Genomic DNA, 13,759 nt, shown 5'->3' with positions numbered 1-13,759 from the left:
GACGGGGTCAGTAGCGCTCGTCGCCCGCGGGCAGGTCCTCGAGGCGCACGGCCTCGCCGGTGCCCTGGCCGAACGCGCCGGCGTAGTCGAAGTCCTCGTAGACCGGCGGGGCGTAGGCCTCGGCCTTGGCCTCCTCGGTCGGCTCCACCGGCAGGTTCCGGTAGCGCGGCAGTCCGGTCCCCGCGGGGATCAGCTTGCCGAGGATGACGTTCTCCTTCAGGCCGAGCAGCGGGTCGCTCTTGGCCTCCATGGCCGCCTCGGTGAGCACCCGGGTGGTCTCCTGGAAGGAGGCCGCCGAGAGCCACGAGTCGGTGGCCAGCGAGGCCTTGGTGATGCCCATGAGCTCGGGCCGGCCGGACGCCGGGCGCCCGCCCTCGGAGACGACCCGGCGGTTCTCGGCCTCGAACCGGCCGCGCTCCACCAGGGTGCCCGGCAGCAGCTCGGCGTCGCCGGCCTCGATGACCGTGATCCGGCGCAGCATCTGCCGCACGATGACCTCGATGTGCTTGTCGTGGATCGACACGCCCTGCTGACGGTAGACGTGCTGGACCTCGTCCACCAGGTGCTGCTGGGTGGCGCGGGGGCCGAGGATGCGCAGGACCTGCTTGGGGTCGATCGCACCGGTGACCAGCTGGGCACCGACCTCGACGTGCTGCCCGTCCTGGACCAGCAGGCGCGCGCGCTTGCTGACCGGGTAGGCGTGCTCCTCCGAGCCGTCGTCCGGGGTGAGCAGGAGGCGCCGCGTCTTGTCGGTGTCCTCGATCTCGATCCGGCCGCTGGCCTCGGCGATCGGGGCGACCGCCTTGGGGGTGCGGGCCTCGAACAGCTCGACGACGCGGGGCAGACCCTGCGTGATGTCGTCGCCGGCCACACCACCGGTGTGGAAGGTGCGCATCGTCAGCTGGGTGCCGGGCTCGCCGATCGACTGGGCGGCGATGATGCCGACCGCCTCGCCGATGTCCACGAGCTTGCCGGTGGCCAGCGAGCGGCCGTAGCACCGCGCGCAGGTGCCGACCAGCGACTCGCAGGTCAGGACCGAGCGGACCTTGACCTGCTCGACGCCGGCAGCCACCAGGCGGTCGATGACCACGTCACCCAGGTCGATCCCGGCCTCGGCCAGCACCTCGCCGTCCTCGGAAGTGATCGTCTCGACCAGGGTGCGGGCGTAGACGGCCGTCTCCACGTCGTCGTGCTCGCGCAGGGCGCCGCTCTCCAGGCGGACCGCGATCGGCATGACGAAGCCGCGCTCGGTGCCGCAGTCGTCCTCACGGATGATGACGTCCTGGGACACGTCGACGAGGCGACGGGTCAGGTAGCCGGAGTCGGCGGTCCGCAGCGCGGTGTCCGCCAGCCCCTTGCGGGCGCCGTGCGTGGAGATGAAGAACTCCAGCACGGACAGGCCCTCGCGGAAGTTCGACTTGATCGGCCGCGGGATGATCTCGCCCTTGGGGTTGGCCATCAGGCCTCGCATGCCGGCGATCTGCCGCAGCTGGAACCAGTTGCCTCGCGCCCCGGAGGTGACCATCCGGTAGATGGTGTTGTCCTTGGGCATCGTGGTCTCCAGCTCCTTGGCGACCTCGTTGGTCGCCTGGGTCCAGATCTCCACGAGCTCCTGGCGACGCTCGTCGTCGGTGATCAGACCGCGCTCGTACTGCAGCTGCACCTTGGCGGCCTTGGCCTCGTAGCCGGAGAGGATCTCGATCTTGCGCTCCGGCGTCTGCACGTCGGAGATCGCCACCGTCGTGCCCGAACGGGTCGCGAAGTGGAAGCCCAGGTCCTTGAGGGCGTCGAGGCTCGCCGCGACCTGCACCTTCGTGTAGCGCTCGGCCAGGTCGTTGACGATCGCCGAGAGGCGCTTCTTCTCCACCACGTCGTCGACGTAGGCGTAGTTCGGCGGCAGGGCGTCGTTGAAGACCGCCCGGCCCAGCGTCGTGTCCAGCTCGAAGGCGTCCACGACGCCGTCGTCGGTCACGACGGCCCCCTCGGGGAGCTCGTGGCCCAGCGGGGGCGCGGTGTCGGTCAGGCGCAGCCGGATCGGCGTCCCAAGCGCGATCTGTCCGGCGTCGAAGGCCATCTGGGCCTCGGCGACCGAGCTGAACGCGCGCAGGTGGTCCTGCCCGTCCGCGTCGACGACCGTGTGGTCGCTGCCCTGGCCCGGCTCGCTGGGCGAGGTCAGGTGGAACAGGCCGATCACCATGTCCTGGGTGGGCATGGTCACCGGGCGACCGTCGGCCGGCTTGAGGATGTTGTTGGAGGAGAGCATGAGGATGCGCGCCTCCGCCTGGGCCTCGGCCGACAGCGGCAGGTGCACGGCCATCTGGTCACCGTCGAAGTCGGCGTTGAAGGCGGTGCAGACCAGCGGGTGGATCTGGATGGCCTTGCCCTCGACCAGCTGCGGCTCGAAGGCCTGGATGCCGAGGCGGTGCAGCGTGGGTGCCCGGTTGAGCAGCACGGGGTGGTCGGTGATGACCTCCTCGAGCACGTCCCAGACGACGCTGCGGCCCCGCTCGACCATGCGCTTGGCCGACTTGATGTTCTGCGCGTGGTCCAGGTCGACCAGGCGCTTCATGACGAACGGCTTGAACAGCTCCAGCGCCATCTGCTTGGGCAGGCCGCACTGGTGAAGCTTCAGCTGCGGACCCACCACGATGACCGAACGGCCCGAGTAGTCCACGCGCTTGCCCAGCAGGTTCTGACGGAAGCGGCCCTGCTTGCCCTTGAGCATGTCGGACAGGGACTTCAGCGGCCGGTTGCCCGGACCGGTGACGGCGCGGCCACGACGACCGTTGTCGAACAACGAGTCCACGGCCTCCTGCAGCATCCGCTTCTCGTTGTTGACGATGATCTCGGGGGCACCGAGGTCGAGCAGCCGCTTGAGGCGGTTGTTGCGGTTGATGACACGACGGTAGAGGTCGTTGAGGTCGGAGGTCGCGAAGCGTCCACCGTCCAGCTGGACCATCGGCCGCAGGTCCGGCGGGATGACCGGGACGCAGTCCAGGACCATCCCGGCCGGCTCGTTCTTGGTCTGCAGGAACGAGGTGACGACCTTGAGCCGCTTGATGGCGCGGGTCTTGCGCTGGCCCTTGCCGGTCGCGATGGTCTCGCGCAGCGAGGCCGCCTCGGCGTCCAGGTCGAAGGTCTGCAGACGCTTCTGCAGCGCCGCGGCGCCCATCCCGCCCTCGAAGTACATGCCGAAGCGGTCCCGCATCTCGCGGTAGAGCACCTCGTCGCCCTCGAGGTCCTGGATCTTGAGGTTCTTGAAGCGGTCCCAGACCTGCTCGAGCCGCTCGATCTGCTGGTCGGCACGCCGGCGGATCTGGTTCATCTCCCGCTCGGCGCCGTCCTTGACCTTGCGCCGGGCGTCGGCCTTGGCACCCTCTGCCTCGAGCTCGGCCAGGTCGGACTCCAGCTTCTTGGCGCGCTCCTCGACGTCGGCGTCGCGACGGTTCTCCAGCGCCTTCTTCTCGGTCTGGATCTGCGCCTCGAGGCTGGGCAGGTCGGCGTGCCGCTGCTCCTCGTCCACGTGCGTGATCATGTAGGCCGCGAAGTAGATGACCTTCTCCAGGTCCTTCGGGGCCAGGTCGAGCAGGTAGCCCAGGCGCGAGGGGACGCCCTTGAAGTACCAGATGTGGGTCACGGGCGCGGCCAGCTCGATGTGGCCCATGCGCTCGCGGCGCACGCCGGCGCGGGTCACCTCGACGCCGCAGCGCTCGCAGATGATGCCCTTGAAGCGAACGCGCTTGTACTTGCCGCAGTAGCACTCCCAGTCGCGGGTGGGACCGAAGATCTTCTCGCAGAAGAGCCCGTCCTTCTCCGGCTTCAGGGTGCGGTAGTTGATGGTCTCGGGCTTCTTGACCTCACCGTGGCTCCAGGTGCGGATGTCGTCCGCGGTGGCCAGGCCGATACGAAGCTCGTCGAAGAAGTTGACGTCCAGCACTTCGTGCTTCCTTTTCGTCAGGTATGCAGTGAAAAGTTCGTTCGTGGGTGGGTCGCCGGGCGTTGCCTCTGTCGAGGCGTCGCCCGGCGACCTCGTTCCACCGGGGGCAGGCGCGTGCGCGCCCCCGGCCTAGACCTCCTCGACGCTGCTCGGCTCCCGCCGGGACAGGTCGATGCCGAGCTCCTCGGCCGCGCGGAACACCTCGGTGTCCGACTCGCGCAGGTCGATCTGCGTGCCGTCGGAGGAGAGGACCTCCACGTTCAGGCACAGCGACTGCATCTCCTTGATGAGCACCTTGAAGGACTCGGGGATGCCGGGCTCGGGCACGTTGTCGCCCTTGACGATGGACTCGTAGACCTTGACGCGACCGGTGACGTCGTCGGACTTGATCGTCAGCAGCTCCTGCAGGGCGTACGCGGCGCCGTAGGCCTCCAGGGCCCAGACCTCCATCTCGCCGAAGCGCTGACCGCCGAACTGCGCCTTCCCGCCCAGCGGCTGCTGGGTGATCATCGAGTACGGCCCCGTGCTGCGGGCGTGGATCTTGTCGTCCACGAGGTGGTGCAGCTTGAGGATGTACATGTAGCCGACGGAGACCGGGTCCGGGTAGGGCTCGCCGGAGCGACCGTCGAACATCTTCGCCTTGCCGCTGGCACCGATGAGGCGCTGACCGTCCCGCGCGGGGGTGGTCGACTCCAGCAGACCGGTGATCTCCTCCTCGCGGGCACCGTCGAAGACCGGGCTGGCCACACGGGTGCGCGGCTCGGCCTCGCGGGCGTCCGCCGGGATGAGATCGGCCCACTCCGGGTCGCCCTCGATCTTCCAGCCCTGCGCGGCGGCCCAGCCCAGGTGCAGCTCCAGGATCTGGCCGATGTTCATCCGGCCGGGCACGCCCAGCGGGTTGAGCACGACGTCGACCGGGGTCCCGTCCTCGAGGAAGGGCATGTCCTCCACCGGGAGGATCTTGGAGATGACGCCCTTGTTGCCGTGGCGGCCGGCCAGCTTGTCGCCGTCGGTGATCTTGCGCTTGTTGGCGACGTAGACGCGGACCAGCTGGTTCACGCCCGGGGGCAGCTCGTCACCCTCCTCACGGTCGAACACCTTGACGCCGATGACGGTGCCGGTCTCGCCGTGGGGGACCTTCATCGAGGTGTCGCGCACCTCGCGGGCCTTCTCCCCGAAGATGGCGCGCAGCAGGCGCTCCTCCGGCGTCAGCTCGGTCTCACCCTTGGGCGTGACCTTGCCGACGAGCAGGTCGCCGTCGCGCACCTCGGCGCCGATGCGGATGATGCCGCGCTCGTCGAGGTCGGCCAGCACCTCGTCGGAGACGTTCGGGATGTCCCGGGTGATCTCCTCCGGGCCCAGCTTGGTGTCCCGGGCGTCGAGCTCGTGCTCCTCGATGTGGATGGAGGAGAGCACGTCGTCCTGGACGATGCGCTGGGAGAGGATGATGGCGTCCTCGTAGTTGTAGCCCTCCCACGGCATGAACGCGACCAGCAGGTTGCGACCCAGAGCCATCTCCCCGCCGTCGGTGGCCGGTCCGTCGGCGATGAGACCGCCGGCCTCGACCCGCTGCCCGGTGTCCACGCGGACCTGCTGGTTGTAGCAGTTGCCCTGGTTGGAGCGGGTGAACTTGCCGATGCGGTAGGAGGTGTAGGTGCCGTCGTCGTTGGCCACGGTGACCAGGTCGGCGGAGACCTCCTGGACCACGCCCGGCTTGCCGGCGCGCACGACGTCGCCCGAGTCCAGGGCGGCGCGGTGCTCCATACCCGTGCCCACGAGCGGAGCCTCGGCCCGCACGAGCGGGACGGCCTGACGCTGCATGTTGGCGCCCATGAGCGCGCGGTTGGCGTCGTCGTGCTCCAGGAAGGGGATCATCGCCGTCGCGGCCGACACCATCTGGCGCGCCGAGACGTCCATGTACTCCACCTCGCTGGCGGGCACGTCGACGGCCTCGCCGTCGTGGGCCCGCACGAGCACGCGCTCGTCGAGGAAGGTGCCGTCGTCACCGAGCTGGGCGTTGGCCTGGGCGATGACGAAGCGGTCCTCCTCGTCGGCGGAGAGGTAGTCGACCTCGTCGGTGACCTTGCCGTCGGCGACCCGCCGGTAGGGGGTCTCGACGAAGCCGAAGGGGTTGATCCGCCCGTAGGAGGCCAACGAGCCGATCAGACCGATGTTCGGACCCTCGGGGGTCTCGATCGGGCACATGCGACCGTAGTGGCTGGGGTGGACGTCACGGACCTCCATGCCGGCACGGTCACGCGACAGACCACCCGGACCCAGCGCGGACAGACGACGCTTGTGCGTCAGCCCGGAGAGCGGGTTGTTCTGGTCCATGAACTGGGACAGCTGGCTGGTGCCGAAGAACTCCTTGATGGAGGCGACGACGGGCCGGATGTTGATCAGGGTCTGCGGCGTGATCGCCTCGACGTCCTGGGTGGTCATCCGCTCGCGGACGACGCGCTCCATCCGGGACAGGCCCGTGCGGACCTGGTTCTGGATGAGCTCGCCGACGCTGCGCAGACGACGGTTGCCGAAGTGGTCGATGTCGTCGACCTCGACCGGCAGCTCGCCGGCCGGCGCGTCCAGGGTGGTCTCCCCGGCGTGCAGCGCGACGATGTAGCGGATCGTGGAGACGATGTCGTCCAGACCGAGCACGGACTCGCCGAGCGGCGCCTGCAGCCCCAGCTTCTTGTTGACCTTGTAGCGGCCGACCTTGGCCAGGTCGTAGCGCTTGGGGTTGAAGTAGAGGTTGTCCAGCAGGTTCTGGGCGGCCTCCTTGGTGGGCGGTTCGCCCGGACGCAGCTTGCGGTAGATGTCCAGCAGCGCCTCGTCCTGGCCGGCGGTGTGGTCCTTCTCCAGGGTGGCCCGGATCGACTCGTAGTCGCCGAACTGCTCGAGGATCTCGGCCTCGGACATGCCCAGGGCCTTCAGGAGCACCGTGACGCTCTGCTTGCGCTTGCGGTCCACGCGCACGCCGACCTGGTCACGCTTGTCGATCTCGAACTCCAGCCAGGCACCGCGGCTGGGGATGACCTTGGCCGAGAAGATGTCCTTGTCGGAGGTCTTGTCGAGGCTGCGCTCGAAGTAGACGCCCGGGGAACGGACCAGCTGGGAGACGACGACCCGCTCGGTCCCGTTGACGATGAACGTGCCGCGCGGCGTCATGAGCGGGAAGTCGCCCATGAAGACGGTCTGGCTCTTGATCTCACCGGTGGAGTTGTTGATGAACTCCGCGGTCACGAAGAGCGGCGCGGAGTAGGTCATGTCCTTCTCCTGGCACTCCTCGATGGAGTACTTCTGCTCCTCGAACCGGTGGTCCCGGAAGCTCAGGGACATGGAACCGGAGAAGTCCTCGATCGGGGAGATCTCCTCGAAGATCTCCTCCAGACCGGAGGTGCTGGGAATGTCGTCGCGTCCGTCGGCCTGGGCGGCGGCGACACGCGCCTGCCACGCCTCGTTGCCGAGCAGCCAGTCGAAGCTCTCGGTCTGGAGGGCGAGCAGGTCGGGAACCTCGAGAGGCTCCCTGATCTTAGCGAAGCTCAGACGGCCGGAAGCCGTACGAGCGGTGGACACAGTCTTCTTCGCAGTGCGCGAGGCAGCCAAGGATTGGTCCTTCCACGGGCCTGGGGGCGGCTAGGTTCATCGCGGCCAGGACCTGCTCCCTCGCGTGCCGGACCGAGGGGCACGACGAGGTCTCGACGTGCGGCAGCGGTCAGCGGTGGGCGGGAGGCAGGTGCAGGGCAGCGCAAAGCGACAGCATACACGTCCAGACACACGTCGTCCAACCCCTGCGGCGTCCCCCTTGCCGCGACGGCGTCGTCGTGGCAGCAACTGTGCCCCTCCGGGGGGCGTTCGTCAAGCGTGCGCGCCGGTGGGCCGCACCGTCGCCGCGCCGTCGCGTCCCCGGAACGCCCGACGGGCGGGGCCGCAACCAGCGCATGCGCTGGTGCGACCCCGCCCGTGGCGGAGCGGTCCCGGACGGTCAGGCCGTCCGGAAGGGGCTCACTTGAGGGTGACGGTGGCGCCGGCGCCCTCGAGCTGCTCCTTGGCCTTGTCGGCGGTCTCCTTGTCGACCTTCTCCAGGACCGGCTTGGGGGCCCCGTCGACGAGGTCCTTGGCCTCCTTCAGGCCGAGGGAGGTCAGCGCACGGACCTCCTTGATGACCTGGATCTTCTTGTCGCCGGCGGCCTCGAGGACGACGTCGAACTCGTCCTGCTCCTCGGCGGCGCCCGCACCGGCGTCGCCGCCGCCTGCGGCCGGCGCACCGGCGGCCGCGACGGCGACCGGGGCGGCGGCGGTGACCTCGAAGGTGTCCTCGAAGGCCTTGACGAACTCGGACAGCTCGATCAGGGTCATCTCCTTGAACTGGTCAAGAAGCTCCTCGGTGCTCAGCTTCGCCATGATGGCGTCCTTTCTCTCGTGCCGTGAGTGGCGTGGGGGGTGGTGCTGCTGGTCGGACCGGACGGTCGTCTCAGCTGTCGTCGCCACCCTCGGCGACGTCGGTGGTGTCCTCGGCCGGAGCCTCGGCGGTGGTGTCCTCGGCCGGAGCCTCGGCGGTGGTGTCCTCGGCCGGAGCCTCGGCGGTGGTGTCCTCGGCCGGAGCCTCGGCGGTGGTGTCCTCGGCCGGAGCCTCGGCGGTGGTGTCCTCGGCCGGAGCCTGCGGAGCAGCGTCGGCCTCGGCCGGCGCGGCGGCGGGACCGCCCTGCTCCTCGACCTTCGCGCGCAGCGCGTCGACGACCCTGGCGGTCTGCGACAGCGGGGCGGCGAAGAGGGAGGCGGCCTTGCTCAGGTTCGCCTTCATGGCGCCTGCGAGCTTGGCCAGCAGGACCTCGCGGGACTCGAGGTCCGCGAGCTTGGTGATCTCCTCGGGGGTCAACGGCTTGCCGTCGAGCACCCCCGCCTTGATGACCAGGGCCGGGTTGGCCTTGGTGAAGTCACGCAGACCCTTGGCGACGGCGACCGGGTCGCCCTCGACGAAGGCGATCGCGGTGGGCCCGACCAGGTGCTCGTCCAGGCCCTCGATCCCGGCCTCGGCGGCAGCGCGCCTGGTCAGCGTGTTCTTCACCACGGCGTAGGTGGCGTGCTCGCGCATCGTGCCGCGGAGCTCGGTGAGCTGGCTCACCGTCAGACCGCGGTAGTTGGTCAGCACGGCCGCACCGGAGCTGCGGAACTTCTCCGTCAGCTCGGCAATGGCTGCGGCCTTCTCGGGCGTCGCCATGGTGGCCTCCTTCGTCACGTGGTGCCGGCTACCCCCGGGCCGCACGACAACGAGCCCCGGCGCAGGCGCACGGGGCTCGGACGCTGCAGGGGCGACCAGGGTCGCCCGCTGAGCGAGGCTCGTTTCATCCTGCGCTGGTCGCTCCGTCGTGGAGGCCTTCGGCCGACGCCCCGCGGATGCCTCTCGGCACCCGGGCACACCGACGACCGGCGGTCATGGGTATGGATCGAGGGTACGGCATCCGCCGGGAGCACCCCAAATCCCCTGGCCGGTGGCAGGGTGGCCCCATGGGCAGCATCACCGACGTCGCCGGGGTACGGGTGGGCCACGTCACCCTCGTCGAGGAGGAGCCGGTCGTCCGCACGGGCGTGACGTGCGTGCTGCCCCACGTCCGCGACCTGCTCGCCGAACCCGTTCCCGCGGCCGTGCACGTCGTCAACGGCTACGGCAAGCCGGTGGGGCTGAGCCAGGTGGGCGAACTGGGTGAGCTGGAGGCTCCCGTCCTGCTGACCGGGACGTTCGGGGTGGGGGCGGCCCACGAGGGGGCGCTCCGCGAGCTGCTGGCCCGCCACCCCGACCTGGGTCGGCCGGCGACGGTCAACCCGGTGGTGCTGGAGTGCAACGACGGGCGGCTCACCGATCTGCGGACCCTGGCGGTGCGGCCGCGGCATGCGGTGGCGGCCGTGACCGCGGCCAGGGCCGCCGACCCGGGGCACCGGGTCGAGCAGGGAGCGGTGGGCGCGGGGGCCGGCATGGTGGCCTTCGGCTGGAAGGGCGGGATCGGCACCTCCTCGACGCCCGTCCTCGACCCGGACGGGAGGGGCCGCCGGACGCTGGGAGCCCTCGTCCTCACCAACATGGGACGGGCGCAGGACCTGGTCCTGCACGGGCGACGGGTGGGTGGTCCCGGGACCGGCGGGGGGCCGGACCCGGTCGACGGGTCCGTCGTGGTCCTCCTGGCCACCGACGCCCCGCTCGACTCCCGTCAGCTCGGCCGGCTGGCACGGCGCGCCCAGAACGGTCTCGCCCGCACCGGGGTGCCCACGGCCCACGGGTCCGGCGAGTTCGTGCTGGCGTGGAGCACCGCCGACCCGACCGGACCGGCCCGTCGGGACGGGCCGTGGCTCTCGGCCTGGTTCGTGGCGGTGGCCGACGTCGTCGAGGAGGCCGTGCTCGCCTCGCTGCGCAGCGCGGTGACCACGTCGGGCCGAGACGGGGTGCGGGCGTACCGCTGCCCGCACCTCTGAGACCGACCCCCACCCGGCCCGCCCAGGCCTTGCGGAGGTGGATCTTCCTCAGCCCCGCCCGGACACCTCCGGCAGGCGCCAGGAGACCGCCGCACCCACCAGACCCAGCACGGCCAGGAAGACGAGGGCCGGCACCTCCCCCAGGGTGGCCAGGCCGGCGCTGACGGCGCCCGTGACCAGCAGGATGACCCCCATCGCCGTGTTCGCGGTGGCCACGTAGCGGGTGCGCAGGTCCCCCTCGGCCATGTCGACGACGTAGGTCTTACGGGCCACCCGCACACCGACGTGGACCAGGCTGATGACCAGGTAGCCCCCGACGAGGGCGGGCAGCACCAGGACGTCGGCCCCCGCGACCACCACCCACACGACGAGCAGGACCACGAGCGAGGCGGCCGCCGCACCGACCACCATGACGAGCCGGCTGGAGCGGTCGGCCAGCCGGCCGAAGACCCGTCCCCCGACGACGGACGCGACCCCCTGGGCGATGACGAAGGCTCCCAGGCCCGCCAGCCACGAGCTGCCGCGGTCCGCCGCCAGCGTCACGAGGAAGGGCGGTGCGAGCGCGGACACGAGCAGCAGGGCCCGGGCCACGACGAAGTGGCGGAACTCCCGGTCGGTCCCCAGGAGGGTCAGGGTGTCCCGCACCCACGACGACCCGGCGCCCGTCCCCCGGTCCTCGCGCCCGGCCTCGCTGCCCTCCCCGCGTCGCTGCCCTCCGGCGTCCGGGCCTGCCCTCCTCCCCCCACGAGGGTCGCTGGACGGACCCTCGGGGCTCTCGGGGATGCCGGCGTAGACCGCGACGCCGATGAACCAGGTGAGCGCCGCCCCGACGAGCAGAGCCGCCAGCACGGCGACGTCCAGGTCCTGCCCCAGCCGCTGCAGCGCCACGCCGAGCACGACCGCCACGATGCCGGAGACGGCGGTGGCGATGCCGGTGACCTGGCCGCGCTGGCCCTTGGGCACGGCCCGGCCCTGGACGTCCTTGGAAGCCATCGAGCACAGGGCCCGGGCCAGGGCGAACACCGCGAGCGCGGTCACGACGAGGACGCCGGCCAGCAGGCCCTCGGCGAACGTGGCGGCCGCCGCCATCCCGAGGGTGGCCAGTCCCTGGCCGGTCGCTCCCACCATCCAGACCCGGGTGCGCCGCGGTGCCCGCAGCACCCACGGCGTCAGCGCCGCCTGGGGCAGCATGGACCCGGACTCCCGCACCGGCACGAGCAGGCCGACCAGCGCCGCGGGCGCACCGAGGAGCGTCAGCAGCCACGGCAGCACCGTCTTGGCGTTCACCACCTGGTCGCCGGCGCTCTGGAGCGCGTTCGCCGCCATGAGCCGGAGCCCTCCGGACGCCACCCGCCGGGCGCCACCCAGCTGCTCCTCTGCCTCCGTGTCCGCGGTGACGAGCCGGTGGTACCAGCGCACCGACGCCGGCTCGCCCCGGCTGTCGCCTCCGCGCGGCCCGCCCTCCGTCCGTCCGGGCCGTGCCTGCGGCCGACCCTCGCTCACCGGGGCCCGCCCTCGTCCGGGCCGGCGGCGCGCAGCGTGCCCAGCCGCTCCCGCAGCTGCTCGGCACGGTGGGCGTTGCCGTGCAGCTCCAGGTAGGCCGGGCCGTGCAGCGACAGCAGCGCGTCGTCCAGCCGCCGCACCGCGGCCGGCGGGTAGCGGTAGCCCATCGTCGCGTTGACCGCCTCGGTGTCGATGCCCGCGAGCTGGGCGCCCAGCTCCTCCAGGGAGGTGATCCCCAGCTCGAGCAGCAGCCCGGCGATCCAGCCGTAGTGCTCGGTGCGCGACCACCCGGCCCCGGGGAAGCGGCCGGCGAGGAAGGTCGCCAGCTCCTGCGCGCCGATCCGCGGGTCGTCCCCGTCGGCCTCGGAGGGCACCGCGGGCATCGCCTGGAGACGGTCGCGGATCGCAGAGAACTCCCGGTCGGCCAGCTCGAGGAGGCCGGCGGCGAGCGTGAACCGGCGGTTGAGGTCGGAGGCGTGCTCCACGGGCACGGTCCCCTTGTAGCGGATGTCGTGCTCGAACTCCGCCCAGGCGTGCTGCAGCACGGTCCGCACCTGGACGGACGCGGTGTAGGGCCGCAGCAGCTCGCGCTCCGGGGTGAGCGAGCGGGAGGCGTCGACGGCGACGAGCAGGTGGCGGCTGGCGTAGCCGAACGCACCCTGGTCCGCCGTCTCCCGGCCCATGTCCCGGTCCTCGAGCACGGCGAGCGTGGAGGCGAGCAGCTCGGCGACGATCTCCACGTCGTCGCGCACGTAGGTGATCACCCGCAGGCCGATCTGGTCGGTGATCTCGGCCAGCGGCCGGGGGAAGACCGGCCTGCCGTCGTGGGTGCGTCCTGCCTTGGCGGCGAAGGACTGCACGCTCTTGGTGCGCCCCGTGACGGACAGGTAGTTGACCCCGGCGTCGTCGAGGAGGTCGGTCACCAGCCGGACGAAGCCGTACGTGGCCACCTCCAGCTCGGGCAGGTGGGCGACGTAGGCGTCCACCGAGGCCCGCAGGTCCTGGGGATCGGGTCCGCCGCTCATGGGCACCATCCTGCCGCACCCGGGCGGACGCGCCGGAGCCCGGGGAGCGGATCGCTCCCCGGGCTCCGGGACGGGTGATGACCGGCGACGCCGGCCGGGATCACTCGCTCTCGGTGGAGGTGCTGCCCACGCGCGAGGGGTCGACCGGGATGCCCGGGCCCATCGTCGTGGCCACGGTCGCCTTGGTGACGTAGCGACCCTTGGAGCTGGACGGCTTGAGCCGCAGGACCTCGTCGATGGCGGCGCCGTAGTTCTCGACCAGGGCGGCCTCGTCGAAGGAGACCTTGCCGATGATGAAGTGCAGGTTGGCGTGCTTGTCCACGCGGAACTCGATCTTGCCGCCCTTGATCTCGGTCACGGCCTTGGCCGTGTCCATCGTGACGGTGCCGGTCTTGGGGTTCGGCATGAGGCCGCGGGGGCCGAGCACCTTGCCCAGGCGACCGACCTTGCCCATGAGGTCGGGGGTGGCCACGACGGCGTCGAAGTCGGTCCAGCCGCCGGCGATCTTCTCGATCATGTCGTCCGAGCCGACGAAGTCCGCGCCCGCCTCACGGGCGGCCTCGGCCTTGTCACCGTTGGCGATGACCAGGACGCGGGCGGTCTTTCCGGTGCCGTTGGGCAGGTTCACGGTGCCACGGACCAGCTGGTCGGCCTTGCGCGGGTCGACACCCAGGCGCAGGGCGACCTCGATGGTCGCGTCGTACTTCGTGGTGGCGGTCTCCTTGGCGAGCCGCACCGCCTCGACGGGGCCGTAGAGCCTGCCGTCCTCGATCTTCTCGGCGGCGGCCTGGTAGGCCTTGCTGCGCTTCATGTGCACTCCTTGGTGGTG

7 protein-coding genes and 1 pseudogene are annotated in these 13,759 nt (G+C 71.0%); 1 reads left to right on the top strand and 7 read right to left on the bottom strand.

All coding sequences use genetic code 11. From position 1 onward, the window contains the following. Positions 1 to 7: 7 nt before the first annotated feature. From ACWHYA_RS08660 to rplJ, 4 genes and pseudogenes are all read right to left on the bottom strand, one after another. Entirely contained in the window at positions 8 to 3,937 is a 3,930-nt protein-coding gene (locus ACWHYA_RS08660; RefSeq protein WP_425944054.1) for a DNA-directed RNA polymerase subunit beta', read from the bottom strand. A 129-nt stretch (positions 3,938 to 4,066) separates the two neighbouring features. After that, entirely contained in the window at positions 4,067 to 7,540 is a 3,474-nt protein-coding gene (gene rpoB, locus ACWHYA_RS08655) for a DNA-directed RNA polymerase subunit beta (protein WP_425944056.1), read from the bottom strand. Between the two features lie 399 nt (positions 7,541 to 7,939). Next, positions 7,940 to 8,338, bottom strand: a complete 399-nt coding sequence (rplL, locus tag ACWHYA_RS08650; protein WP_425944058.1) for a 50S ribosomal protein L7/L12 — start codon at positions 8,336 to 8,338, stop codon at positions 7,940 to 7,942. Between the two features lie 175 nt (positions 8,339 to 8,513). After that, positions 8,514 to 9,155: pseudogene (gene rplJ / locus ACWHYA_RS08645) on the bottom strand (50S ribosomal protein L10); the annotation flags it as partial. Positions 9,156 to 9,442: 287 nt separating this feature from the next. Between rplJ and ACWHYA_RS08640 the strand changes: the two are divergent. Continuing rightward, entirely contained in the window at positions 9,443 to 10,402 is a 960-nt protein-coding gene (locus ACWHYA_RS08640; protein ID WP_425944062.1) for a P1 family peptidase, read from the top strand. A gap of 48 nt (positions 10,403 to 10,450) precedes the next feature. Here the strand turns inward: ACWHYA_RS08640 and ACWHYA_RS08635 are convergent, their stop codons facing one another. From ACWHYA_RS08635 to rplA, 3 genes are all read right to left on the bottom strand, one after another. Further along, entirely contained in the window at positions 10,451 to 11,905 is a 1,455-nt protein-coding gene (locus ACWHYA_RS08635) for an MFS transporter (RefSeq protein WP_425944064.1), read from the bottom strand. Further along, on the bottom strand, positions 11,902 to 12,930 hold the full coding sequence (locus ACWHYA_RS08630; protein ID WP_425944066.1) for a GTP pyrophosphokinase: 1,029 nt from the start codon (positions 12,928 to 12,930) through the stop codon (positions 11,902 to 11,904). The genes ACWHYA_RS08635 and ACWHYA_RS08630 overlap by 4 nt, the downstream gene beginning before the upstream one ends. Positions 12,931 to 13,030: 100 nt before the next feature. Continuing rightward, positions 13,031 to 13,741 (bottom strand): 50S ribosomal protein L1, encoded by a 711-nt coding sequence (rplA, locus tag ACWHYA_RS08625; RefSeq protein ID WP_425944068.1) that lies wholly within the window; start codon positions 13,739 to 13,741, stop codon positions 13,031 to 13,033. Positions 13,742 to 13,759 lie beyond the last annotated feature (18 nt).

The sequence above is a fragment of the Ornithinimicrobium carbonis genome, assembly GCF_977012275.1.
This window is presented reverse-complemented; position numbering and strand designations above follow the sequence as displayed.